Annotated in this window: 26 protein-coding genes; 18 read left to right on the top strand and 8 right to left on the bottom strand. The window is 63.2% G+C overall.

The genetic code is table 11. The annotated features are described in order from the left end of the window. A complete protein-coding gene (locus EDY99_RS12310; protein ID WP_033643602.1) occupies positions 1–195 on the bottom strand; it encodes a hypothetical protein in 195 nt (64 codons plus the stop codon). Positions 196–355: 160 nt separating this feature from the next. On the opposite strand from EDY99_RS12310, the gene EDY99_RS12315 reads away from it, so the two are divergent. Together EDY99_RS12315 and EDY99_RS12320 are read left to right on the top strand one after the other, a co-directional pair. Next, entirely contained in the window at positions 356–1909 is a 1554-nt protein-coding gene (locus EDY99_RS12315; RefSeq protein WP_033650812.1) for a sensor domain-containing diguanylate cyclase, read from the top strand. Between the two features lie 494 nt (positions 1910–2403). After that, entirely contained in the window at positions 2404–3297 is an 894-nt protein-coding gene (locus tag EDY99_RS12320; RefSeq protein WP_089194906.1) for a Kdo hydroxylase family protein, read from the top strand. 43 nt (positions 3298–3340) lie between these two features. Here EDY99_RS12320 and paaZ read toward each other — a convergent pair whose 3' ends face one another. Continuing rightward, the gene (gene paaZ, locus EDY99_RS12325; RefSeq protein ID WP_046687371.1) at positions 3341–5407 is read right to left on the bottom strand and encodes a phenylacetic acid degradation bifunctional protein PaaZ; all 2067 of its coding nucleotides are present in this window, start codon (positions 5405–5407) and stop codon (positions 3341–3343) included. Positions 5408–5724: 317 nt separating this feature from the next. On the opposite strand from paaZ, the gene paaA reads away from it, so the two are divergent. From paaA to paaY, 13 genes are all read left to right on the top strand, one after another. After that, positions 5725–6663, top strand: coding sequence for a 1,2-phenylacetyl-CoA epoxidase subunit PaaA (gene paaA, locus EDY99_RS12330; RefSeq protein ID WP_042784922.1), 939 nt, complete (start codon positions 5725–5727; stop codon positions 6661–6663). A gap of 21 nt (positions 6664–6684) precedes the next feature. Next, positions 6685–6972: a 1,2-phenylacetyl-CoA epoxidase subunit PaaB gene (gene paaB / locus EDY99_RS12335; RefSeq protein WP_004935173.1), complete on the top strand. Its 288-nt coding sequence runs from the start codon at positions 6685–6687 to the stop codon at positions 6970–6972. Between the two features lie 8 nt (positions 6973–6980). Next, positions 6981–7739 (top strand): 1,2-phenylacetyl-CoA epoxidase subunit PaaC, encoded by a 759-nt coding sequence (paaC, locus tag EDY99_RS12340; RefSeq protein WP_122137184.1) that lies wholly within the window; start codon positions 6981–6983, stop codon positions 7737–7739. 9 nt (positions 7740–7748) lie between these two features. Next, on the top strand, positions 7749–8246 hold the full coding sequence (gene paaD / locus EDY99_RS12345; protein WP_033643609.1) for a 1,2-phenylacetyl-CoA epoxidase subunit PaaD: 498 nt from the start codon (positions 7749–7751) through the stop codon (positions 8244–8246). A 13-nt stretch (positions 8247–8259) separates the two neighbouring features. Then, complete coding sequence (paaE, locus tag EDY99_RS12350) at positions 8260–9318, top strand: 1,2-phenylacetyl-CoA epoxidase subunit PaaE (protein ID WP_123061786.1); 1059 nt, start codon at positions 8260–8262, stop codon at positions 9316–9318. Between the two features lie 8 nt (positions 9319–9326). Then, complete coding sequence (gene paaF / locus EDY99_RS12355) at positions 9327–10100, top strand: 2,3-dehydroadipyl-CoA hydratase PaaF (protein WP_123061787.1); 774 nt, start codon at positions 9327–9329, stop codon at positions 10098–10100. A 3-nt stretch (positions 10101–10103) separates the two neighbouring features. Next, positions 10104–10895 carry a 2-(1,2-epoxy-1,2-dihydrophenyl)acetyl-CoA isomerase PaaG gene (gene paaG, locus EDY99_RS12360; protein WP_033643612.1) on the top strand — a complete coding sequence of 264 codons (792 nt, stop codon included), beginning with the start codon at positions 10104–10106 and terminating at the stop codon, positions 10893–10895. 2 nt (positions 10896–10897) lie between these two features. Continuing rightward, positions 10898–12430 carry a 3-hydroxyacyl-CoA dehydrogenase gene (locus EDY99_RS12365; RefSeq protein WP_116286305.1) on the top strand — a complete coding sequence of 511 codons (1533 nt, stop codon included), beginning with the start codon at positions 10898–10900 and terminating at the stop codon, positions 12428–12430. After that, entirely contained in the window at positions 12427–12867 is a 441-nt protein-coding gene (paaI, locus tag EDY99_RS12370) for a hydroxyphenylacetyl-CoA thioesterase PaaI (RefSeq protein ID WP_033643614.1), read from the top strand. The genes EDY99_RS12365 and paaI overlap by 4 nt, the downstream gene beginning before the upstream one ends. Then, the gene (gene pcaF / locus EDY99_RS12375; protein WP_108681033.1) at positions 12864–14069 is read left to right on the top strand and encodes a 3-oxoadipyl-CoA thiolase; all 1206 of its coding nucleotides are present in this window, start codon (positions 12864–12866) and stop codon (positions 14067–14069) included. The genes paaI and pcaF overlap by 4 nt, the downstream gene beginning before the upstream one ends. A 15-nt stretch (positions 14070–14084) precedes the next feature. Then, a complete protein-coding gene (gene paaK, locus EDY99_RS12380) occupies positions 14085–15392 on the top strand; it encodes a phenylacetate--CoA ligase PaaK (RefSeq protein ID WP_016927188.1) in 1308 nt (435 codons plus the stop codon). 83 nt (positions 15393–15475) lie between these two features. Then, positions 15476–16414 (top strand): phenylacetic acid degradation operon negative regulatory protein PaaX, encoded by a 939-nt coding sequence (gene paaX / locus EDY99_RS12385; RefSeq protein WP_046687375.1) that lies wholly within the window; start codon positions 15476–15478, stop codon positions 16412–16414. A gap of 12 nt (positions 16415–16426) precedes the next feature. Next, positions 16427–17023, top strand: coding sequence for a phenylacetic acid degradation protein PaaY (paaY, locus tag EDY99_RS12390; RefSeq protein WP_033643617.1), 597 nt, complete (start codon positions 16427–16429; stop codon positions 17021–17023). Between the two features lie 37 nt (positions 17024–17060). Here paaY and EDY99_RS12395 read toward each other — a convergent pair whose 3' ends face one another. The 5 genes from EDY99_RS12395 to EDY99_RS12415 form a co-directional block, all read right to left on the bottom strand. Then, complete coding sequence (locus tag EDY99_RS12395) at positions 17061–18458, bottom strand: amino acid permease (protein ID WP_047025410.1); 1398 nt, start codon at positions 18456–18458, stop codon at positions 17061–17063. A gap of 20 nt (positions 18459–18478) precedes the next feature. Beyond that, entirely contained in the window at positions 18479–19666 is a 1188-nt protein-coding gene (locus EDY99_RS12400; RefSeq protein WP_123061788.1) for an amino acid aminotransferase, read from the bottom strand. Between the two features lie 58 nt (positions 19667–19724). Further along, complete coding sequence (locus EDY99_RS12405; protein WP_033643621.1) at positions 19725–20096, bottom strand: RidA family protein; 372 nt, start codon at positions 20094–20096, stop codon at positions 19725–19727. Position 20097: 1 nt separating this feature from the next. Further along, complete coding sequence (locus EDY99_RS12410; RefSeq protein ID WP_116286307.1) at positions 20098–20895, bottom strand: alpha/beta hydrolase; 798 nt, start codon at positions 20893–20895, stop codon at positions 20098–20100. A 147-nt stretch (positions 20896–21042) separates the two neighbouring features. Beyond that, the gene (locus EDY99_RS12415; RefSeq protein WP_116286308.1) at positions 21043–21954 is read right to left on the bottom strand and encodes a LysR family transcriptional regulator; all 912 of its coding nucleotides are present in this window, start codon (positions 21952–21954) and stop codon (positions 21043–21045) included. 98 nt (positions 21955–22052) lie between these two features. On the opposite strand from EDY99_RS12415, the gene EDY99_RS12420 reads away from it, so the two are divergent. Then, entirely contained in the window at positions 22053–22670 is a 618-nt protein-coding gene (locus EDY99_RS12420; protein WP_060660543.1) for a glutathione S-transferase family protein, read from the top strand. A gap of 4 nt (positions 22671–22674) precedes the next feature. Further along, on the top strand, positions 22675–23589 hold the full coding sequence (locus tag EDY99_RS12425; protein ID WP_033650796.1) for a pyridoxamine 5'-phosphate oxidase family protein: 915 nt from the start codon (positions 22675–22677) through the stop codon (positions 23587–23589). Positions 23590–23631: 42 nt separating this feature from the next. On the opposite strand, the gene EDY99_RS12430 is transcribed toward EDY99_RS12425, so the two are convergent. Beyond that, the gene (locus tag EDY99_RS12430) at positions 23632–23847 is read right to left on the bottom strand and encodes a glycogen synthase (protein ID WP_004935234.1); all 216 of its coding nucleotides are present in this window, start codon (positions 23845–23847) and stop codon (positions 23632–23634) included. A 211-nt stretch (positions 23848–24058) separates the two neighbouring features. On the opposite strand from EDY99_RS12430, the gene gabD reads away from it, so the two are divergent. Continuing rightward, a complete protein-coding gene (gene gabD, locus EDY99_RS12435) occupies positions 24059–25534 on the top strand; it encodes an NADP-dependent succinate-semialdehyde dehydrogenase (protein ID WP_089194911.1) in 1476 nt (491 codons plus the stop codon). Positions 25535–25563: the final 29 nt, after the last annotated feature.

The raw sequence follows: 25563 nt of genomic DNA on the forward strand, positions 1-25563 counted from the left end.
CTAGCTGTAGCGGTGCCAGTCATACGCCGCTTTGGCGAACAGCGCGAACAACACCGTCAACAGCGCCAGCCCCAACCGCCAGTAAGGCGACCGTCGCCGCCGCCAGGCGAAAAACATCATCACCGCCAGCGCCCCCAGCGTGAGGGGGTAATACACCGCCAGCGTCAGTAAAGCGATAATGATGTAATCCGACATGGCTCTTTTACTCCTTCGCGTTCACGCCGCCGCAAATGCGGGGTGCGAGGCGCCTTTCTCCCTATCGCCACGTTAAGGGCTAGAGGTCTGGCGCATTTATGCATAAAATATAAGATTGCTCTTAACTCAAATTGAATAGTAATCAAACAACAAGGGTGACATGACTCAGCAGCAACCCATACAGGATGCCGTGCCGCCGCGCAGCGTTAAAAGCTCCCCATTATTATTTCAGGCCGGCGTGTTTGTCATCATCGTTGCCGCCACGCTGATCCTCTTTAACAGCTGGCAAATCTGGAACGCGCACCAGCGCGATCTGCGCAGCGCCGAGCATGAATCCGCCAACCTCGCCCGTTCGCTGGCGCAGCATGCCGACGATACCTTCATGCAGGTAGACGGCAATCTGCTCGATCTGACCGAACGTCTCCAGAACGACGGACTGGGGCCCTCGCAATTGACCCGGCTGCAACGGGTGATGCAAACCCAGGTCGGCAACCTGCCGCAGCTGCACGGGATGTTTATCTACGATGCGAGCGGCCGCTGGCTGGCGACCTCCTCGGGCAAATTCATCAAGAACGCCAACAACGCCGATCGCGATTACTTCAAATATCACCAAAACCGCGATGGCGGCGGTCTGTACATCGGCGAGGTGATCCGCAGCCGCACCACCGGCGATCTGATCATCCCCGTTTCGCGGCGCTTCAACAACCCGGACGGCAGCTTTGGCGGCGTGGTGCTGGCGACGTTGTACGTCGATTATTTTCGCCAGTTTTACGACAGTTTCGCCCTCAACACCGACGCCTCGCTAAATCTGCTGCTGGCGGACGGCACCATCCTCTACCGCCGCCCTTACTCGGCGGCCTCGATCGGTAAAAATATCGCCAAGGGCGTGTTGTTCAGCGAAATATTGCCGCATTCGGAATTCGGCAACGCCACCATCACCTCGCTGTACGACAAAGTGGAGCGCATCTACGGCTATTCGCGGGTCAACCGCTTTCCGCTGGTGATCGCCGCCGGGCTGTCGAAACGCGACGCGCTGGCGGACTGGCGCACCGACGCCGGCCTGTTCGCCGCCGGCGGCCTCTCTCTGCTGATGATCCTGCTGGCGATGGGCGCGGTGCTGCTGCGGCAAATCAAGCACAGCATGCAAACCGAAGCCGAGCTGATGCGCACCCGCGATCAGCTGACCAGCATCAACCAGATGCTGGAAGAACTGGCGCTGCTGGACAGCCTGACCGGCCTGGCCAACCGCCGCCAGTTTGACATCGCGCTGAAGAACGAGCTGGCGCGCGCCTCGCGCAACTACCGCAGCGTGGCGCTGCTGATGCTGGATATCGACTACTTCAAGCAGTACAACGACAGCTACGGCCACGTCGCCGGCGACCAGTGCCTGCAGCAGATCGGCCAGACGCTGAAAGGGTTGGCGTGCCGCAGCAACGATATTCTGGCGCGCTACGGCGGTGAAGAGATGGGGATTATCCTGCCGGATACCGACGTGCAGGGCGCGCTGATTTTCGCCGAACGCGTCATCCAGGCGGTGCGCGATCTGAAGATCCCGCATCAGGGTAACCCGCACGGCATCGTCACCATCAGCATCGGCATCTGCGCCAAAGTGCCGCATATGTATAACGATACGCCGATCAGCTTTATCAATGAGGCGGACAGCGCGCTGTATCAGGCCAAGAAAAAAGGCAAAAACTGCATTTACGGCGCTTAATCACTCATCGGGCCACCAAAATTGGGCGGCCCGATTTATTCCCACGACAAAAATGAAATAATTTCCCGCCGAAACATTATTTCCCCAATTTGCCCCGTTCTCGGAATGAAATAACGCCAATAAATAAGCAGCATATTTATTTCCATTACAATTCAATAAGATAAAAAATGCGCTATTCAGCGAACAATTCGTGCCATTTTTGATTATTCGTGCCTACGCCGAGCCTCGTTTAGCCTCCGTTTACTTTTCATTGGCATTGCCGGTGATACCCTTATCAAGACTATTCTATATATCAGGAAGCCATCGCACGCTTCGGCGCACTGCGCCCTGCTGATACATCCATAATAGAACCCATAAATTTCACGTTGCATTTGGGCGACCGACGCAAAGACTTTTGGCGTCGCTCCAGCCAGCCACGGCGCAAGCCAGTGCAGCCAACCACGCGGCAACCTGAAAGGCGGGAATAAAGCGATATAGATTTGCGAGGAGATCTCATGCCTACTGGCGATATTATGCGTGAACAGGCCGTCCTGACGCTGCCGTTGCGACAATGGGCGGCAGCGGAAGCATCCAGCGCGGTCAGCGAACTGGAACAGGGCAAGGTGCTGTTTCTGCCCGAACTGGCCTTCACCCTGTCTGAGCAGGAAATGCCGCTGCTGGATCCGGCGCTGGTCGATCCGAAGCGCAAAAACATCAGCTATCAACCGCTGTCCGGCAAGCTGACCGGCGTCGCCGTCGCGGAGCGCCGGCAGCAGGTTCAGCAACTGCTGGAACGTTATTACCAATCTTGCCGCCAGCTGATCGCCGGGCTGTTGCCCGAGTATCAGGAGGCGCTGCACCATCCGACCGGCAGCCTGCGTTTGCATCCGGTTTCGGCCTGGCGCGCAAGCAGCTCCTGGCGCAAAGACGACAGCCGGCTGCACGTCGACGCTTTCCCGTCGCGCCCGAACTACGGCGAACGCATTCTGCGCATTTTCACCAACATCAATCCGCACGGTGAACATCGCCAATGGCGCGTCGGCGAACCGTTCCCTGAGCTGGCGCAACGCTTTATGCCGCGTCTGGCGCGCTACTCCGCCTTCAGCAGCTGGCTGCAGCACCGGGTACGCATCACCAAAACCCGCCGCAGCCATTATGACCACCTGATGCTGCAGTTGCATGACGCCATGAAGGCCGACGGCGATTATCAACAACAGGGGCCGCAGCTGGCGCTGACGTTTCCGCCGGGCAGCAGCTGGATTTGCTTCTCGGATCAAACGCCGCACGCCGCAATGGGCGGCCAGTTTATGCTGGAACAGACCTTCTTGCTGCCGGTGAACAAGATGCAGGATCCGCAGCGCTCGCCGCTGAAAGTGCTGGAACAGCTGCGCGGTCAGCCGCTGATCTGAATAGATTGCCGCCGCCGGCAGCTCCGGCGGCGGCAAGCGCGCATCACGCCTCGAAGTCCCCCTGTTGGCGCGCCACCAACGTCAGGATGCTGTACAGCGCCACCGGCTGCTGTTCCTGATTCAATACTTGCACATCCCACACCACCACGCCGTGCGGCCGATCTTCGGCGGTTTTCTGCGGCTTGCGGATCTTCTTCTTGCAGGTCAACCGCACCTGAATGGTGTCGCCGATCTTCACCGGTTCGATAAAGCGCAGATTCTCCATGCCGTAGTTGGCGATCACCGGCCCGACGGCGGCATCGACAAACAGCCCGGCCGCAGCGGACACCACAAAGTAACCGTGAGCCACCCGCTCGCCGAACAGCGAATCGGCGGCGCCGATCTTGTCCATGTGCGCGTAGAAATGATCGCCGCTCAGGCAAGCGAAGTTGACGATATCCGCTTCGGTCACGGTACGGCGCGCGGTCAACAGGCTGTCGCCCAACTGCAGCTGCTCGAAGTATTTCCGGAACGGATGTACCGGGTGCTCGGCGACCGGCGCGCCGCGCACCCATTCGCCGCCGATGGCCGCCAGCATCGCCGGGCTGCCCTGGATCGCCGTGCGCTGCATATAGTGCTTCACCGCGCGCAGTCCACCCAGCTCTTCACCGCCGCCCGCGCGCCCCGGGCCGCCGTGCACCAACATCGGCAGCGGCGACCCGTGGCCGGTGGACTCCGCCGCCGCCTGTTCATCCAGAATCAACATGCGGCCGTGGGCGCACGCCGCCGCGCGAATGAATCGCTTGGCCAATGCCGGATCGGCGGTCACCAGCGACCCCGCCAGGCTGCCCTGCCCCAGCAACGCCAACGCGATCGCCTGCTCGGTATCCGCATACGGCATCAGCGTCGCCACCGGGCCAAAGGCCTCGGTGCCGTGCACCGCCTGATGGGTGAACGGATCGGCGCAATACAGCAGGGTCGGCGGATAAAACGCCCCGCCGCGCGCGCCGTCGCCCAGGATTTCCAGCTTATCCAGCGACGCGCCGCACAGCGGTTCGCAGCCGTTGCGCAGCAGGAACTCCACCTTGCTTTGCACATCATCACGCTGCTCGTGGCTGACCAACGCCCCCATGCGCACCTGCTCCAGCTGCGGGTCGCCCACCGTCACCCCAGCCAGGCGCTGCAACAAGGCCTGACGCACCGCAACCACCTGCGCCGCCGGCACGATGATGCGGCGGATCGCCGTGCATTTCTGCCCCGCCTTGGCGGTCATTTCACGGCACACCTCTTTGATAAACAGCGCAAACTCCGGCATCTCCGGCGTTACGTCTTCCGCCAGCACGCAGCAGTTGAGCGAATCCGCCTCCATGGTGAAGGCGATCGATTTCTCCAACAGCCGCGGGTGCGCGCGCAGCCGCTGCCCGGTCTGCGCCGAACCGGTGAACGTCACCGCATCCTGATAATCCAGGTGCGCAAACATGTCGCCGACGCCACCGCATACCAACTGCAGCGCCCCTTCCGGCACCAGCCCGCTGTCGACGATCAGCCTGACCATCGCCTGCGTCAGCTGCGCGGTGGCGGTGGCCGGCTTGATGATGGCCGGCATGCCCGCCAGCCAGGTCGGCGCCAGTTTTTCCAGCATGCCCCAGCAAGGGAAGTTGAAGGCGTTGATATGCAGCGCCACGCCCGGGCGCGAGGTCAATACGTGGCGAGCGGCGAACTGCGCCTGTTTCGACAACGGGATCAGCTCATCCTCCGGCCACAGGGTATCATCCGGCAGATCGCGGCCGGCCATGCCGGCATAGGCGAACAGCGTGGCGATGCCGCCTTCGATATCGACCCAGCCGTCGCTGCGCGTCGCCCCGGTTTGATAGGAAATCTGATACAGCGCCTCTTTGTGCGCCAGCAGGTGTTTCGCCACCGCTTTGAGCATCTGGGCGCGCTGCTGGAACGTCATTTGCGCCAGCGCCGGCCCCCCGTGGCGGCGGGCATAGCTCAGGCTCGCCGCTAACGGCAGGCCGTCGGAGCAGACCTGGTACAGCGCCTCGCCGGTCACGGCGTGGCGGATCTCGCGGCTCTCTCCCTGCCCATACACCCAGGCGCCAGAAAGATAACTGTGTAACTGCTGCATGTACCCTCCAAAATTCATAAATTTTCACCCTACAGCTTAATTACGTATCACATAAATGCCAGTTTACGCCAAACTCAATTTTAACAAAAAGAGAACAAGAAGCGCGTTCAAGCCGCTTTCCCTGTCGTTAACACAGAGTCATTGATTTTATTTATCAAATTAAATCAATAATATAAACAATTCACTTGTGAGTGCGCTCGCAAAACCACATGAATCTCGTTTGATCTTTTTGTTATCAGTTTGTAGCCTTATGGTTAGTTAAAGTGATTCACATTTTTATATTCAATGTGAAAAATACGAATCACCAAGAGGCGAGCATGACAACTGAAGCACAGTATCAGCAGCATTTCGACGCCAAGATCGCGGCGGATATCGCTATCGAAGCCAAAGACTGGATGCCGGACGCTTACCGTCAGAACCTGATTCGGCAGATTGGCCAACACGCCCATTCGGAAGTCATCGGCATGCTGCCGGAAGCCAACTGGTTGACGCGCGCCCCCACGCTGCGCCGCAAAGCGGTGCTGCTGGCCAAAGTGCAGGATGAGGCCGGCCACGGCCTGTACCTCTACAGCGCCGCCGAAACCCTCGGCTGTTCGCGCCAGGACATCTACCAAAAGATGCTCGACGGCAAAATGAAGTACTCCTCGATCTTCAATTACCCCACGCTCAACTGGGCGGATATCGGCGTGATCGGCTGGCTGGTCGACGGCGCCGCCATCGTCAACCAGGTGGCGCTGTGCCGCGCGTCCTTCGGCCCCTACGCGCGGGCGATGGTGAAAATCTGCAAAGAGGAAAGCTTCCACCAGCGCCAGGGCTACGAGGCGGTGATGGCGATGGCCCACGGCAGCGATGCGCAGCGCGCGATGTTGCAGGACGCCATCGATCGCTTCTGGTGGCCGGTGCTGATGATGTTCGGCCCGAGCGACGCCGACTCCCCTCACAGCGCCCAGAGCATGGCCTGGAAAATCAAACGCCACAGCAACGATGAACTGCGGCAAAAGTTCGTCGACAACACCGTGCCGCAGCTTGAGGCGCTGGGCATGACGGCGCCGGACCCGAGTCTTACCTGGGACGAGGCCGCCGGCCACTATCGCTTCGGCGAGATCGACTGGAGCGAACTGCATGAAGTGATCAAAGGACGCGGCCAATGCAACCACGAACGCCTGCAGGCCAAACGCCGCGCCTGGGAAGACGGCGCCTGGGTGCGCGACGGCGCCATGGCCCACGCCGCGAAAAACGCCGCTTCCGCCGCATAGCCAACATAAGGAACCGAGATCATGAGCCACGTTGAATGGCCGCTGTATGAAGTGTTTATCCGCAGCAAACAAGGGTTGGCGCATCGCCACGTCGGCAGCCTGCACGCCGCAGACGACCAAATGGCGCTGGAAAACGCCCGCGACGCCTACACGCGCCGCAACGAAGGCTGCTCGATTTGGGTGGTGCAATCCCGCCATCTGATCGCCTCGCAGCCGGAAGATCGCGGCGCGTTCTTCGATCCGTCCGAAGACAAGATCTACCGTCATCCGACGTTTTACACCATTCCCGACGGCATCAAGAACATGTAGAGGCGACCATGACGGTTAACGATCCGCGCATCAGCTATTTGCTCCGCCAGGGCGACACGCCTTTGATCCTCGCCCAGCGTCTGTGCGCCTGGTGCGGCCACGCGCCCGAGCTGGAAATCGATCTGGCGTTGGCCAACATCGGGCTCGATCTGCTCGGCCAGGCGCGCCACTTCCTGAGCTACGCCGCCGAACTGGCCGGGCCGCCCTGCAGCGAAGACAGCCTGGCCTTCGGCCGCGACGAACGCCAGTTTCATAACCTGTTGCTGGCGGAACAGCCGAACGGCGGTTTCAACGACACGTTGGTGCGCCAGTTCCTGCTCGACGTCTACCACGTGCAGCTGCATCAGGCGTTGAGCCGCAGCCGCGATGCGCAGATCGCCGCCATCGCCGCCAAGTCATTGAAGGAGGCCGATTACCACCTGCGCTTCAGCCGCGGCTGGATGATCCGCCTCGGCGACGGCAACGACATCAGCCACCGCAAGATCCAGCAGTCGCTGGATAACCTGTGGCGCTTCACCGCTGAGCTGTTCCACGCCGACGCGCTGGAGCTTGAGCTGGCGGAACAGGGCATCGCCGTCGATCCGCGCCAGCTGCAGGCTCCCTGGCAAGCGCAGGTGGAGGAGACGCTGCGCCAGGCGACGTTGACGCTGCCCGCCGAGCAGGCGTTCCGGCACGGCGGCAAACAAGGCCGACACAGTGAACACCTCGGCCCGCTGCTGGCGGAGATGCAGTTCCTGCAGCGCGCCTATCCAAACAGTCAGTGGTAGGAGGCCGCGATGAACGTCACTCGTTTGCAACCCGCCGAAATCCCGCAGATTTGGCACTGCCTGCAGCAGATCAGCGATCCCGAACTGCCGGTGCTGTCGATCACCGATTTGGGCATGGTGCGCGACGTGGTGCGCGACGGCAGCGGCTGGCGCGTGACCTTCACCCCAACCTATTCCGGCTGCCCGGCCACCGAATTTTTACTCAACGCCATCGAGCAGCGGCTGACGGCCGCCGGCTTCAGCCCGGTGCGGGTGGACATTCGCCTCAGCCCGGCCTGGACCACCGACTGGATGAACGCCGACGCCCGCGAGCGGCTGCGGCAATACGGCGTAGCGCCCCCGCAGGGCCACACCTGCGATCGGCCGCACGCCCACGGCCCGGTCGCCTGCCCGCGCTGCGGCAGCACCCACAGCGAGAAGATCAGCGAGTTCGGCTCCACCGCCTGTAAAGCGCTGTACCGCTGCTGCGACTGCCGGGAACCGTTCGACTACTTCAAATGCATATAGGAGCGCTGACACCATGACGGTCTTTCATCGCCTGAACGTCGCCGCCATCGAGCGCGAAACGCCGGACGCCGTAGCCATCACCCTGCGGGTGCCCGAAGAGCTGCAAAACCAATACCGCTACACCCCCGGCCAGCACCTGACGCTCAAGGCGCGGGTCAACGGCGAAGAGCTGCGGCGTTGCTATTCCATCTGCAGTTCACCGCAGGAAGGCCTGCTGCAGATCGGCGTAAAAGCGATTGATCGGGGCCGTTTCTCCGGCTTCGTCAACCGTATGCTGAAAGTCGGCGATGCGCTGGAAGTGATGGTGCCGCAGGGGCGCTTCGGCTATCAGCCGCAGGCGGAGCGCCGCGGCAATTACCTGGCGATCGCCGCCGGCTCCGGCATCACGCCGATGCTGTCGATCATCAAAGCGACGCTGCAGCTTGAGCCGGGCAGCAGCTTCACCCTGATCTACGGCAACCGCAACAGCCGTTCAATGATGTTCAAAGAGGCGCTGTCGGATCTGAAAAACCGCTATCCGCAGCGTTTTCAGCCGCTGTACCTGTTCAGCCAGGAGAGCCTCGACAGCCCGCTGCTCAGCGGCCGCATCGACCGTGAGCGCCTGGCGGCGATCGGCGGCGCGCTGCTGGATTTCCGCGACTATGACCACGCCTTCATCTGCGGGCCGGAATCGATGATGGACGACGCGCAGACCGTGCTGGAACAGGCCGGCGTACCGGCCAACCACATCCACAGCGAACGTTTCAACACCAGCGGCCTGGTCACCCGCCCGCGCCACAGCGGCGATCGCAACGCCACCCGGGTGGCGATCCTGCTCGACGGCCGCCGGTTGGATATCGAGGTCGGCGAACAGGACGACAGCATTCTCGATGCCGCGCTGCGCCAGGGCGCCGATCTGCCCTACGCCTGCAAAGGCGGCGTGTGCGCCACCTGCAAATGCCGTCTGAAGGCCGGCCAGGTGGAGATGGGCGTCAACTACAGCCTGGAGCCGGATCAGCTGGCGGCGGGCTACGTATTGAGCTGCCAGTCGTGGCCGAAAGGCGACGGCGTGGTGTTGGACTTCGACGTCTAGGAGCCGCGATGGATACCCCGTTTATTTTGCATCAGCAGCAACACCGCGTGGTCACGCTGACGCTGCATCGCCCGGAGGCGCGTAACGCCCTAAGCACGCCGTGTCTGGAACAGCTGGTTGCCCAGCTGGAGCAGGCCGACGCCGACAGCGGCGTGGGCGCCGTGGTGATCGCCGGCGCGGCGCGCTTCTTCGCCGCCGGCGCCGATCTGCGCGAACTGCAACAGCAGGATCTGCCGGCCACGCTGGCGGATCGCCGTCCGCAGCTGTGGCAACGGCTGACGCAGTTCAGCAAACCGCTGCTGGCGGCGGTGAACGGTTATGCCCTGGGCGCCGGCTGCGAGCTGGCGCTGGCCTGCGACATCGTCATCGGCGGCGAAAGCGCCCGCTTCGGCCTGCCGGAGATCACCCTCGGCCTGATGCCGGGCGCCGGGGGCACCCAGCGCCTGATCCGCTGCGTCGGCAAGGCGCGCGCCAGCCAGATGGTGCTGACCGGCGAAGCCATCGACGCCCGCACCGCGCTGCAGGCCGGCCTGATCAGCGAAGTATGTGTCGATGCCCTGACGCTGGAGCGCACGCAGCAGATTGCCGATCGCATCAGCCGCCAGGCGCCGCTGGCGCTGCGCGCCGCCAAACAGGCGCTGAAACAGGCCGAGGAAATCGGCCTTAGCCAGGGGCTGGCGATGGAGCGTCAGCAATTTGTCACCCTGGCCGCCACCGACGATCGCCGCGAAGGCATCGCCGCCTTTTTCGAAAAACGTACGCCAAACTATCAGGGGCGCTGATTTATGGATAACGCATTGATTCTCAGCCATCTCGACGCCGGCGTGTTGACGCTGACCCTCAACCGGCCGGATCGGCTCAACAGCTTTAACGACGAGATGCATCGCCAACTGAGCGAAGCGCTGACGCAAGCCGAACGCGACGACAACGTGCGCTGCCTGCTGATCGCCGGCGCCGGCCGCGGTTTCTGCGCCGGGCAGGATCTCAACGATCGCAACGTCAGCGCCGATCAACAGGCGCCGGACCTCGGCCTGTCGGTCGAACGTTTCTACAACCCCCTGATCCGTCGCCTGACCGCCCTGCCCAAACCGGTGGTGTGCGCGGTCAACGGCGTGGCGGCCGGCGCCGGCGCCGCGCTGGCTCTGGCGTGCGACATCGTGATCGCCGCCGACAACGCCGGCTTTATTCAGTCGTTCTGCCGCCTGGGGCTGGTGCCGGATTCCGGCGGCAGCTGGTTCCTGCCGCGGCTGGCCGGCCACGCCCGCGCGATGGGCATGGCCATGCTGGGCGACAAAATCAGCGCCCAACAGGCGCTGGAGTGGGGCATGATCTGGCAGGTGGTGCCGGCGGATGAATTGGCCGACCGCACGCAAACGCTGGCGCGCCATCTGGCCACCCAGCCGACTTACGGTCTGGGGCTAATCAAGAAAGCCATCTACAGTTCGGCCACCAACAGCCTCGATCAACAACTCGATCTGGAGCGCGATCTGCAGCGATTGGGCGGCCGCAGCGACGACTACCGCGAAGGCGTCAGCGCGTTCTTCGCCAAACGCACGCCAAACTTCAGCGGGAAATAGCCATGAACGCGCCCCTTCTTAACGGCCAGGTGGCAGTGATCGGCGCCGGCACCATGGGCATCGGCATTGCGCAGGTGGCCGCCGCCGCCGGTCACCCGGTGCGGCTGTTCGATATCGCCCCCGCCGCCGCCCAGCGCGCGATCGACGAACTCGCTCGCCGCCTGCGGCAGCGGGTCGACGGCAGCAAGGCCGACGCAAACACCACCGAGGCGCTGCTGGCGCGTCTCGAACGCGCCGATTCGCTCGAGCAACTGGCCGACAGCGCGCTGGTGATTGAAGCGGTGGCGGAAAATCTGGCGATCAAGCAGAGCCTGTTCCGCGATCTGGAAGCGGTCTGCTCGCCCACGGCGCTGTTCGCCAGCAATACTTCCTCGCTGTCGATCACCGCCATCGCCGGCGCCTTGCAACACCCGCAGCGCATGGCCGGGCTGCACTTCTTCAACCCGGCACCGCTGATGAAGCTGGTGGAGATCGTCAGCGGTCTGGAGACCGGGGCCGAGACCCTCGCCGCGCTGCAAGCCCTGGCGCAGCGCTGGGGTAAGCAGAGCGTCGTGTGCCGCTCGACGCCGGGATTCATCGTCAACCGCGTGGCGCGGCCGTTCTACGCCGAAAGCTTGCGCGCGCTGGAAGAACGGGTGGCCGACGCCGCCACCCTGGATGCGGTAATGCGCGACGCCGGCGGTTTCGCCATGGGCCCGCTGCAGTTGACCGATCTGATCGGCCAGGACGTCAATTACGCCGTGACCGACTCGGTGTATCAGGCCTTCTACCAGGATCCGCGCTTCACCCCCTCGCTGGTGCAGCAGGAGCTGGTGGCCGCCGGGCGCCTCGGCCGCAAATCCGGCCGCGGCTTCTACCGCTACGACGCGCAACGCCCCACCGCAGAGATGATCGCCTTTGCGCCACCGGCGCAGGCCGCGCTGCCGCAGCGCGTTACGCTGCACGGCGACTGGTCTTCGCTGGCCGATTTGGCGCAGCTGTTAAGCGAAAATGCGGGGGCGATCAAACAACCTGGCCAGACCAGCCCGCACGTCACGATCGACGACGTTACACTGATGTTAACCAATGGTAAAACCGCCGGCCAACTGGCCGACGAACGTGGAATGCCCGTGGTGCTGTTCGATCTCTGTGCCGACTATGCGCATGCCTCCGCCATCGCCATCAGCTGCGCGGCGCAAAACGGCGCGCAACACAATGCCAAAGCGATCCGTCTGCTGCAGTCCCTCGGCAAACGCGTCATCCCGTTGCCGGATTACCCCGGCCTGCTAACGATGCGCACCCTGGCCATGCTGGCCAACGAAGCGCTCGACGTGGTGAACAAAGGCGTCGCCAGCGCCGAGGATACCGATCTGGCGATGCTGCGCGGGGTCAACTATCCGCGCGGCCCGCTCGCCTGGGGCGCCGCGCTCGGCTGGCGCCACATCCTGACGACGCTGGAAAACCTGCAACGCTATTACGGCGAGGCCCGCTATCGCCCGATGCCGCTGCTGCGCCGCTACGCTTCCCCCGCCTCTTTCTCAGGAGCCGAACAATGAACGCCAATACGCCGCGCGCGCTGGCTCAGCGCTGCGCCGAACAGATGTTCCAGCAAGATACCTGCGCTCAGGCGATGGGGATGCACATCGATGCCGTCGACGTAGGGTACGCGCAGGTCAGCATGACCGTCGGCCCGCAGATGCTCAATGGCCACCAGACTTGCCATGGCGGCCAGCTGTTCAGCCTGGCGGATACCGCCTTCGCCTACGCCTGTAACAGCCAGGGGCTGGCGGCGGTGGCTTCCGGCTGCAGCATCGACTTCGTCCGCCCGGCGCTGGCCGGCGATCGCCTCACCGCCAGCGCGCAGATGCGCCATCAGGGCAAAGCCACCGGGCTGTATGACGTCGAAATCGTCAATCAACAGGGCAAAACCGTCGCCTGGTTTCGCGGCCGCGCGCACCGCCTCGGCCACAGCATTTTAGGAGATCAGGCATGAATCAGGCATTTATCTGCGACGGCGTGCGCACCCCGATCGGCCGCTATGGCGGCGCGCTGGCCCAGGTGAGGGCCGACGATCTCGCCGCCCTGCCGCTGCGCGTGCTGCTGGAGCGCTATCCACAGGTGGATTGGGCGCAGCTGGACGATGTGATCCTCGGCTGCGCCAACCAGGCCGGGGAAGACAACCGCAATCTGGCGCGCATGGCGCTGCTGCTGGCCGGATTGCCGGTCGGCGTTTCCGGCACCACGGTGAACCGCCTGTGCGGTTCGGGTCTGGACGCGCTGGCGATGGCGGCGCGCAGCATCAAAGCCGGCGACGCCGGGCTGATGCTGGCCGGCGGCGCGGAATCGATGACCCGAGCGCCGCTGGTGATGGGCAAGGCCGACAGCGCCTTCAGCCGCCAGGCGCAGTTGTACGACACCACCCTCGGCTGGCGCTTCGTCAACCCGCGCATGCAGGCCGAGTTCGGCACCGATTCGATGCCGGAGACCGCCGAAAACGTCGCGGCGCAGTTCAACATCAGCCGCGCCGATCAGGACGCCTTTGCGCTGCGCAGCCAGCAGCGCGCCGCCCGGGCGCAGGCGCTGGGATACCTGGCGCAGGAGATAGCGCCGGTCAGCCTCACCGGTAAAAAAGGCGCAGTCACCCTGTTCAGCCAGGATGAACACCCGCGCGCCGACACCACCTTCGATCAGCTGCAGGCGCTGAAAACCCCGTTCCGTCAGCCCGGCAGCGTCACCGCCGGCAACGCCTCGGGGCTGAACGACGGCGCGGCCGCGCTGATCGTCGCCTCCGAAGCGATGGCGGCGCGCCAGGGCCTGACGCCGCGCGCGCGCATCCTTGCCACCGCCACCTGCGGCGTGGAGCCGCGGCTGATGGGCATCGGCCCGCTGCCGGCCACCCGCAAGGTGCTGGAGATCGCCGGGCTGAGCCTGGCGCAGATGGACGTCATCGAACTGAACGAAGCGTTCGCCGCCCAGGCGTTGGCGGTGATGCGCCAGCTTGGCCTGCCGGACGATGCCCCGCAGGTCAACCCCAACGGCGGCGCGATCGCTCTGGGGCACCCGCTGGGCATGAGCGGCGCGCGCCTGGCGCTGGCCGCCCTGTTTGAACTGGAACGGCGAGCCGGCCGCTACGCTCTGTGCACCATGTGCATCGGCGTGGGCCAAGGCATCGCCATGATCATTGAGCGTGTCTGACCCCTGAGGCTAACCATGACAATAAATCCACAGCCCCTCGAAACGATCGAATTCGCCTCGCGCGATGAGATTGAAGCGTTGCAGTTGGCGCGTTTGAAGTGGACGCTGCACCACGCCTACGACAATGTACCGATGTACAAGCGCAAGTTCGATCAGGCGGGCGTACACCCCGACGATCTTAAGCAGCTGAGCGATCTGGCGCGCTTCCCCTACACCACCAAGCAGGATCTGCGCGACAACTACCCGTTCGACACCTTCGCGGTGCCGATGGAACAGGTGGTGCGCATCCACGCTTCCTCGGGCACCACCGGCCGCCCGACGGTGGTGGGCTACACCCAGCGCGACATCGATAACTGGGCCGATATCGTCGCCCGCTGCCTGCGCGCCGGCGGCGCCACCGCCAAAGACAAGGTGCACGTCGCCTACGGTTACGGCCTGTTTACCGGCGGACTGGGGGCGCACTACGGCGCGGAGCGGCTCGGCGCCACGGTGATCCCGATGTCCGGCGGGCAGACGGAACGCCAGGCGCAGCTGATCCTCGATTTCAAACCCGACATCATCATGGTGACGCCGTCCTACTGCCTGACGCTGATCGATGAACTGGAGCGCAAAATGGGCGGCGACGCGCGCGGCTGCTCGCTGCGGCTCGGCGTGTTCGGCGCCGAACCCTGGACCGAAGCCCTGCGCCACGAAATCGAAACCCGCATGGGCATCAAGGCGCTGGATATTTACGGCCTATCGGAGGTGATGGGGCCGGGCGTGGCGATGGAATGTCTGGAAAGCGGCGGCGGCCCCACCATTTGGGAAGACCACTTCCTGCCGGAGATCATCTGCCCGGAGACCGGTATCGCCCTGCCGGACGGCGAGCACGGCGAACTGGTGTTCACCACCCTGACCAAAGAGGCGCTGCCGGTGATCCGCTACCGCACCCGCGATCTCACCCGGCTGCTGCCGGGCGACGCACGCCAGATGCGCCGCATGGGCAAGATCACCGGCCGCTCCGACGACATGCTGATCATCCGCGGCGTCAACGTCTTCCCGTCGCAGGTGGAAGAACAGATCATGCAGTTCGAGCAGCTGTCGCCGCACTATCAACTGCAGGTCAGCCGCAGCGGGCATCTGGACACGCTGGCGGTGCGCGTCGAGCTGAAAGAATCGGCGCTCAGCCTCAGCCATCAGCAGCGTTGCGATATCTGCCACCAGCTGCGCCACCACATCAAATCGATCGTGGGCGTCAGCACCGACGTCAGCATCGCCAACTGCGGCGATATTCCGCGCTCGGAAGGCAAGGCGCAGCGCGTGGTCGATCTGCGGCCGCGCTGAGGCGCACGGCGTCACGGATGACGCCGCCCCAAATCAAATTATGGTAATGTTGTGGCTCATCGAAGGCTAACCCATGGAAAAATATGGAACATAAACTGGATGAGTTCATTCGCCATGCCGTCGACGCCCAGCCGATCAGCGGCACGTCGCTGATCATTTCGCTGTACGGCGACGCGCTCAGCCACCGCGGCGGCGAAGTGTGGCTCGGCAGCCTGAGCGCGCTGCTGGAGGCCTTCGGTTTCGGCGATCGCTTCGTGCGCACCTCGGTGTTCCGCCTGCAGAAAGAGGGGTGGCTGGCGGTGGAGAAAATCGGCCGCCGCAGCTTCTACCGCGTGACCGAGCAGGGCATGCGCCAGTTCCGCCACGCCGAATCGAAGATCTATCTGCGCGAGCAGCCCGCCTGGGACGGCAAATGGGAGCTGTTGCTACTGGAATGCGCCGAAAAAAACGCGCGCGCGCGGCTGAAAAAAGAGCTGGGCTGGCTCGGGTTCGGGCAGATCGCCAACAACCTGATGGCCGCCCCCACCCATGCGCAAACCGACGTGACGGCGCTGCTCGGCGAATTGAACGCCAGCGAGCAGGTGATCTACTTCCGCGCCGATTACCCCTACAATCGCTCCGAGCAAACGCTGCAGAAACTGGTGGCCGACTGCTGGTCATTGAGCGAGGTAGCGGCCGGTTATCATGAGTTTATCGTCTCTTTCCGGCCGCTGATGGCGCTGCTGCGCGAAGTCGACCCGGCGGCGCTGACGCCGCTGCGCTGTTTCCAGATTAAGCTATTATTGATTCACTTCTTCCGTCGCGTGGTGTTGAAAGATCCGCTGCTGCCGGACGCGCTGTTGCCCGCCCAGTGGGAGGGCCAGATCGCCCGCAATCTGTGCATCAATCTCTATCAGCAGGTCGATCGCGCCGCGACGGACTACGTCAGCGCGCTGGCGGAGACCACCATCGGCGCCCTGCCCGCGCCGGCCGCCGGCTACTATCGGCGCTTCGGCGGCCTGCCGCGCGACCCTACATGTTAAGGAACTCACGCTATGCCTGTGTATCAGATTGACGGCCTGACGCCGGTCGTTGACCCCAGCAGTTACGTGCACCCGACGGCGGTGCTGATCGGCGACGTGATCGTCGGCAAACACGTGTATATCGGCCCGAACGCCAGCCTGCGCGGCGATTTTGGCCGCCTGGTGATCTGCGACGGCGCCAACATTCAGGACAACTGCGTGATGCACGGCTTCCCGCAGCAGGACACGGTGGTGGAAGAAGACGGCCATATCGGCCACGGCGCCATCCTGCACGGCTGCCGCATTCGCCGCAACGCGATGGTGGGCATGAACGCGGTGGTGATGGACGGTGCGGAGATCGGCGAGAACACCATCGTCGGCGCGATGGCGTTCGTCAAAGCCGCGGCGGTGATCGAAGCCAACAAGCTGGTGGTCGGCAGCCCGGCGCGCGTGCTGCGCGATCTGACCGAACAGGAGCTGGCCTGGAAGATCGCCGGCACCCGCGAGTATCAGGATTTGGTGCAGCGCTGCAAATCCTCGCTGCACGAAGTGGCGCCACTGACCGAAATCGAACCGGGCCGCCGGCGCCTGAGCTTCGGCGACCACCTGATCCCGAAAAGCCAGCTTTAGTCTCAGGGGCTGAGATGCGCCTCAGCCCCTCCCCTTATTACTCCACTTCCGGCGCCTTGAGTGGCGACGGCGCAACCGCGCGGCGGCTCTGGAAGTGATAAGCCGCCACCAGCAGCAAGGTGAACGGAATACCGAACCACAGCGTCATGCGGAAGAATTCGGTAAACGCCGTCGAGATCATCAACGCTGCCATCAGCCCGGTGCCGAGCAAGGTGGTATAGGGAAAGCCCCACATGCGAAATTTCAGGTGGGTCTGCCGATGCCGGCGGCGGAAGAACAGGTGGGTGACGAAAATCATCAGCCAGGTAAAGCAGGCGCCATACACCGAGATAGACATCATGGCGGCGAACGAGGTTTCCGGCGCCACCAGGCTCAGCACGATAGACACCACGATACCGATGCACGACATCGCCAGCGCATTGACCGGAATACCGCGCCGGCTGACGCGCCCCAACGCCGCCGGCGCCTGCCCGGCGCGCGACAGCGAGAACATCATGCGAGTGGTGATATACAGCTGGCTGTTCATTGCCGACAGCGCCGCCACCAGCACGATAAAGTTGAAAATACCGGCGGCGGCGGGCAGATGGATCACGTTCATCGCCATCAGGAACGGGCTTTCGCCGGTGCCGGACTGGCGCCAGGGCACGATGGCCAGCATCAGGGCGATCGACAGCATGTAGAAGATGAACAGCCGCACGATGGTGCCCTTGAACGCCGCCTTCACCGCAATCACCGGATTCTTCGCCTCGCCGGCGGCCACCGCGATCATTTCAATGCTCAGGTAGCTGAAGATGGACACGATCACCGCGAACCACATGCCCTTGACGCCAAACGGCATAAAGCCGCCGGCGGTCAGGTTGCGCAGACCATAGGCCGGGTTGCCCGAGAACGCCAGAATGCCGATGCCGATCAGAATAAACGCCACGATCGCCGTCACTTTGACGGTGGACAGCGCGTATTCCACCTGGCCGAACGATTTCACGCCGATCACGTTGACAACGATCACCGCCGCCGAGAACAGCAGCACCCACGGCCAGGTCGGCGTCGCCGGGAACCAGAACTGCATGTACATGCCGATGGCGGTGACTTCGGTGCCCACCGCCAGCACCACGCAGGACCAGTAAGAGTAACGCACCAGAAAACCGAACAGCGGGCCGAGGTAGAATTCGGCGTAGTCGCCGAACGAGCCGGGCGTCGGGTGTTCGGAGGTCATTTCCGCCAGGCTGCCCATCAGCAGCAGCGCAATGACGCCGCCGATCAGGTAGCTCAGCAATACCGACGGCCCCGCCATCTGGATGGCGTAGGCGCTGCCGAGAAACAGCCCGGTGCCGATGGCGCCGCCGATCGCCAGCATCGACATCTGCCCGGCGGTAAGATGCTTGTTCAACCCGCCCTGGCGGCGGGCGATATGCTCAAAATCATTCATCTGTGGCATGGCTGTGCTCCCGGGCGGAGTTAGGCGGTACGGGTGACGTCGAGAATGGCGGCGGTCACATAGTCGATGTTGCCGGGGTTAAGCCCCGGCAGACACATGCGGCCGGGCGAGACCAGATAGATGGCGTAGCGCTGCCGCAGGGTCTGCAGCTGCGCTTCGTTCAGGCCGGTATAGCTGAACATGCCGCGCTGCTCGCGAATGCGCCGGTGATCCAGCGAAGAGCCGCCCTGCGCCAGCCCGGCGGCCAGCTGTTCACGCATTTGCTTGATGCGTGAGCGCATTTCCGCCAGCTCATCGCGCCAAAGCTCGCCGAGTTCGGCGTCGCCAAGCAGGGTTTCCACGATCTGGCTGCCGTGCGTCGGCGGGCAGGAGTAGCTGCGGCGGATCAGCGTTTTTAACGCCCCTTTGACGTTGGCGGCATTTTCCGCGTCGGCGCAGCGCACCGACAGCGCGCCCAGACGCTGGCCGTACAGCGCGACGTTTTTGGAAAACGAATTGCAGACCAAAAACGGCAGATCGGTTTTCAGCGCTTCGCGCAATGCAAAGCAGTCTTCCTCCAGCCCGTCGCCGAAGCCCTGATAGGCGATGTCGAACAGCGGCAGCAGGCTGCGTCGTTGCAGCACGGCGAGCGTGGCGCGCCACTGCTCCGCCGTCAGATCGGTGCCGGTTGGGTTGTGGCAACAAGGGTGCAGCAAGACCACGCTGCCCGGCGGCAGGCTGTCCAGCGCGTCGAGCATGGCGGCGAAACGCAGGCCGCCCGCCGCTTCATCAAAGTAGGGATAGGTATTCACCCGCAGCCCGGCGCCTTCGAAAATCGCCCAATGATTGGCCCAGGTAGGATCGGACACCCAGATTTCACCGCGCGCCAGAAAGTGGCGCAAAAAATCCGCCGCCAGCTTCAACGCGCCGGAGCCGCCGACGGTCTGCACCGTGGCGATCTCGGCCGCCTGTTGCTCACCGAACAGCAGCGCCTGCACCTGGCGGGCGAACTGCGGCGAACCTTCGATCGGCGGATAACCGTGCGGGCGGCGCAGCGCCAGCAACCGCTGCTCGGCCGCCTCAACCGCCTGCATCAGCGGAATATTCCCCTGCCGATCGTAATACAGCCCAATGCCTAAATTCACTTTTTTCGGATTGGGATCCTGCAAATAGGCTTCCATCAGCGATGGAATAGGATCGGCGGCGGAAGGTGCAATCTGTTTAAACATGACGCATCCTTAACTCGTTATTGAATTAATATGAAGACAGGCTTAAGGAGAAATTAAATCAGGCGATGGCGCTGACGGTAATTTCTATTTTCATTCCGGGCACCACCAATTTCTCGACGATAACCGTGGAGCGATTGGGATAAGGATAATTAAAGTATTTCCGGTAAATATCATCGAGCCATTTAACGTCGTTAACGTCGGTAAGATACACGATCACCTGCAGCACCTTATCGCTGTGGCTGCCCGCCGCCTTCAGCGTCTGCGCCAGGTTATCGAAGGTCAGCGCAATCTGTCGCTCCGGCGCGCCGGTGTCGATGCTGCCGTCCGCCCGCACCGGGCCATGGGCGGTAAACAGCATGCCGCCGCCCCGGGTGGCCCAGGAAAAAGGCTGGCCGATATCCGGCAGCCCGGTCTCTACAATCTCGCGCATGTCAGTGGTTCCTGTGGTGGTCAAGTTGGCGAAGCAGCGCGCCGTCGGCGGCGAACAACGCATCCAGGATGGTGAAATGGTTGGCGCCTGGCACCGCGACCAGTTCAGCCGGCAGCCCGCGTTGGCGCAGCGCCGCATGATAGTGTTGCGACTGACCTCTCAGTTCCGGCAGCTCCAATGCGCCGTAATACAGCGTAAGCGGCTTGCCGCGCGTCGGCAGGCGGCGCGCCGGGCTGAGCGTTTCAATTTGCCGCGTGGTCAACTGCAGCGCCCGATTGACATAACTTTGTTGCAGCGGCGCCAGCTCGAACAGGCCGCTGATGGGAAAGACGGCATCCACCAACGCATGCTGCTGCCAGAGCGCCGCCAGCTGCCCGCCGGCGGAATGGCCGCACAGATAAACCGGATGGGCGTAGTGCGGCGGCAGGCGGCGCTGAATGGCATCCAGTGCCATTCCGATCTGTCGGCATATTTCGTTGAGATCCACCGCCGGTGCGAGCGCATATTCCACCAACACCACGTCAAAACCCAACGCCAGCGGCCCGGCGGCGATAAAGGCGAAATCCGCCTTATCGCAAAATTGCCAATAGCCGCCGTGAATAAAAATTAACGTCCCCTGATGCTGCTTTGCAGAATAGAGCCAATCAAATGTTTCACGTTCGCCGTTGCCATAAGCAATATTATTTTCATGGCGCGTCTGTTTATAAACAGCCGCGCTGCGGGTTTGAAATGAAGTCAAAATAGCCGCTTCATTATCCACCGTGGCGCCGTTGTCATAACTCCCCGCAAGTGGTTTCATATATTAAACTTCGTTTATTATTTAAGATGTGAATTAACTATTAGCACCGACAACATTATTGTCAAGACGGGCGCATCAGCAATGCGCGCCCGGTAAAATAAAACCTGATGAATAATGAAAAAGTTTAACCCATGAAACTTTTTGCGTTTATTTCCCCCGCCCGTCCAGCTGAATTTGCGGCAAGGCGCTGAGCCGTTCAAATGCATAATCCCAAAAGGCGCGCACCTTCAGCGGCATGTGCTGCGCCTGCTGCGCCACCAGCTGTACCGGCATCGGCAACGGCTCATGATCCGTCAACAGCCGCACCAGCGTACCGGCGGCCAAATCGTCCGCCACCTGATACGAGAGCAACCGGGCGACGCCCTTGCCGGCGCGCACCGCCAGCAGTTGCGCTTCCACGTCGTTGAGCAACAGCCGGGGCGTCAATCGCACGCGCTCGCCGTTTTCCTGCGGGCCGAAGCGCCATTCGCGCAGCGACGGCCGCTGGGTGCCGACGATGGTGGCGTGCTTCGCCAGCTGCGCCGGCGATCGCGGTTCACCGCAGCGCGCCAGGTAATCCGGGCTGGCGACCGTCACCCGGCTGACCTGCCCCAGCCGCCGCGCCACGCGGGAAGAGTCCTGCAGATGACCGATGCGCACCGCGATATCCAACCCTTCGTCAATCAGATCGAGATTGCGATCGTTCAATACCATTTCGATCTGCATCTGCGGGTAATCATCGAGAAATGCCATCACCACCGGCGCCACGTACCGGCGGCCGAACTGCACCGGCGAGGTAACGCGCAGCAAGCCGCTCAGCTGCGCTTCGGCGGTATCCTGCACCACCGCCTGATAATCCTGCAGCAGCTGTTGCGCGCGCTCCAACAGCCGCGCACCCGCCTCGGTGGGCGCCAGCCGCCGGGTCGTGCGCTCCACCAATCGGGTGCCGAAACGCTGTTCCAGCGCGGCGATGGCCCGGGTGATCGCCGGCGCCGAACGCCGCAGTTTGCGCCCGGCCGCCGCCAGGCTGCCTTGCTGCACCACCGCCACGAAAATCGCCAACTCGTCTAACCGATCCATAGATTCTTCCGAAAAGTGAAATTATCAATTTCCACATTGCCGGATTTCGCTCGTTCAACGCAAGAGTATGCTGACAAAAAGCACTGAGGAGAAACGCCATGTCCACCATCACACTCTACGGCACCCCGCTTTCCGGCCACGTTCATCGCGTGGCGTTGCTGCTGCGCATGCTGGCGCTGCCCTATGCATGGGTCGAAGCCTCGGCGGACGTACGGCAGAGCGCAGCCTTCCGCCGGCTCAACCCGTTCGGCCAGATCCCGGTCTTGCAGGATGGCGATCTGACGCTGGCCGACAGCAACGCCATTCTGGTCTATCTGGTGAAGCGCTATGCGCCGGACAGCCACTGGCTGCCGGAACAGCCGGCCGCGGCGGCGCGAGTGCAGGCCTGGCTTTCCAAAGCCGCCGGTGAAGTCCGCTACGGCCCGGCGGCCTGCCGACTGATCGCCCAATTCGCCGTGCCGGAGGACTATCAGGCGGCGCGGGCGGTCAGCGATCGTTTCCTGCCGCAGATGGAACAGCATCTGAGCGAGCGGGACTACCTGGCCACCGAACACCCCACCATCGCCGATCTGGCCTGCCACAGCTACGTGGCGGTCGCGGCTGAAGGCGGCATTTCGCTGTCGCCTTACCCTGCGATACGTCGCTGGGCGGCGCGCATCGCTGTACTGCCCGGCTACTTTGCCATGCCGGCCCTGCCGGAACCGGCGGGGAGCTGACGCCATGATCCCGCAACTGTTCCATCCCGATGAGCTGCGCGCACAGACGCTGGCCGGGTTTGGCGGCGTAGGCGGCGGCATCTACCCCGCGATGCCGGATCAGCACCGCGCGTTTTTCGCCGCGCTGCCCTACCTGTTTGTCGCCACGCTGGATGAACAAGGCTGGCCCATCGCCACCCTGTTCACCGGCCCGCCCGGATTTTTACGCACGCCGGACGACACGCATTTACGCATCAGCGCGCCGCGCCGCGGCGACGATCCCGCCCAGGCGCTGTTGCTGCCCGGCAAGCCGGTCGGCGCGCTGGGGCTGGATTTCAGCAACCGGCGGCGCAACCGCGCCAACGGCGCCATCGGCCGCACCGACAAAAACCGGGTGGAAATCCTCGTTCAGCAAAGCTTCGGCAACTGCCCGCAGTACATTCAGCGCCGCGAACTCTACCCGGTGGACAGCCGGCCGCAGCCGGTTGAGCATTTGGCCGTGCTGGATGCGGCGGCGCAGGCGCTGATCCGCGCCGCGGACACCTGCTTCGTCGCCAGCTGCGCGCACCTGACACTGCCGCAGGGCGGCGTGGATATTTCCCATCGCGGCGGCCGCCCCGGCTTTATCCATCTGGAAGGCGACACGCTGTGGATGCCGGACTTTCGCGGCAACCGCTACATGAACACGTTGGGCAATCTGCTCGCCGAACCGCGGGCGGCGCTGCTGTTCATCGATTTCGATCGCGGCGACGTGCTGCATCTGCAGGGGGAAACGCAAATCCTCTGGCAGGCGGAAGGGGATCCCGGCGTCGAAGGGGCGGAACGCTATTGGCGGTTTGACGTGCGCCGCGCCTGGCGTTTTGCGGCGGCGCTGCCGTGGCGAGGGCGCAATCTGGAGTATTCGCCGGCGACGCTGGCGACCGGGGTGTGGCGCCGCTGAGCTGAAATGAAAAGCCCCGCGGCGGCGGGGCTGGATCGGAAATTACAGGCTGTGTTCGGCCGCCGATGCGGCCTGATAAAGCTGACGAAAATAATTCAACCGCGCAAAGAACAGGCGGCTTTGCTGCTCCGACATATTGCCGGCCACCTGCCCGGCGTCAATCTGCCGCCCTTGCCATTCCATCAGGGCGATGCTCGACGCCAAAAAATCCATTTCGCTGCCGTAGGCCGCGAGATGTCTGTCTACTGATTTCATCATTCGCACACTCCTTTTAATCACATCGAAAAGGGTCATATGCCTGCTCTTTCAGTATCGACCCGACGGCGGATATTTTTTGTACAGAAGATGCGCAGTGAGAAAACGGCCATCTTGTCGTCGCGTTGGCAAACGGCGGCGGCAAAGTTTGCTAGGGTAAAGGGTAGCCGTATGGAATAGACCACTCCGTTGAACTCAGCAAAGGAAGAGACTCATGAGCATCAGTATCCGCGCCACCCTCAAGGATCCCACGCTGTTCCGCGAGGCCAATTACATCGACGGGCAATGGTTGCCGGCCCAGGAAGGCCGCACGATCGCCATTCATAACCCCGCCAACGGCGAGCGGATCGGCCACGTGCCGGCCTTCGGCGCCGAAGAAACCGCTCGCGCCATCGCCGCCGCCAAAAAAGCGCTGCCCGCCTGGCGCGCGCTGACCGCCAAAGAGCGCGCCGGCAAGCTGCGGCGGCTGTTTGAGCTGATGATGGAAAATCAGGAAGATCTGGCGCGCATCATGACGGCGGAACAGGGCAAACCGCTGGCCGAAAGCCGCGGTGAAATCGCTTATGCCGCCTCCTTTATCGAATGGTTCGCCGAGGAAGGCAAGCGGGTGTATGGCGACACCATTCCACAACCGCAGGCCGGTCGCCGCATCATCGTGCAAAAAGAGCCGATCGGCGTGTTCGCCGCCATCACCCCGTGGAACTTCCCGGCGGCGATGATCACCCGTAAAGCAGGCCCCGGCTGGGCCGCCGGCTGCACCGGGGTGATCCGCCCCGCCAGCCAAACGCCGTTCTCGGCGCTGGCGATCGCCGTGCTGGCGGAGCGCGCCGGGTTGCCCGCCGGGGTGTGCAACGTGATAACCGGCCCCAGCAAAGGCATCGGCGGCGAACTCACCGCCAACCCGGACGTGCGTAAACTCTCCTTCACCGGCAGCACCGAAGTGGGAGCGCAGCTGCTGGCCCAGTGTGCGCCCACCATCAAGAAAACCAGCATGGAGCTGGGCGGCAACGCGCCGTTTATCGTGTTCAACGACGCCGATCTGGACGCCGCCGTGGCCGGCGCGGTCGCCTCGAAATACCGCAACGCCGGCCAGACCTGCGTCTGCACCAACCGTTTTCTGGTGCAAGACGGCGTATACGATGCCTTCGCCGCCAAACTGAAAGCCGCCGTCGCCAAGCTGAAAGTCGGTAACGGCCTGGATGACGGCGTCACCATCGGCCCGTTGATTAACCCGGACGCGGTGGAGAAAGTGCGCGAGCACATCGCCGACGCCGTCGAGCACGGCGCCTCGGTGCTGCTGGGCGGCAAGCCTGACGCGCTGGGCGGCAATTTCTTCAGCCCGACCATCCTGACCGACGTGCCGCGCACGGCGAAAATCTTCCGCGAGGAGACGTTCGGCCCGGTGGCGCCCCTGATCCGCTTCAGCCAGGAAGCCGACGCCGTCGAACTGGCCAACGACACGCCGTTCGGCCTGGCCGCTTACTTCTACAGCCGCGACATCGGCCGGGTGATGCGCGTGGCCGAAGCGCTGGAGTACGGCATTGTCGGCATCAACGAAGGGCTGATCTCCACCGAAGTGGCGCCGTTCGGCGGCATGAAACACTCCGGTTTGGGCCGTGAAGGCTCAAAATACGGCATCGAAGACTATCTCGAGATCAAATACCTGTGCCTCGGCGGCCTGGGCGCCTGATGCGGTCGCTATCCATATCGGCTGCCGCT

The organism is Serratia sp. LS-1 (assembly GCF_003719595.1).
In the GTDB taxonomy this organism is placed as follows: Bacteria; Pseudomonadota; Gammaproteobacteria; order Enterobacterales; family Enterobacteriaceae; genus Serratia; species Serratia ureilytica.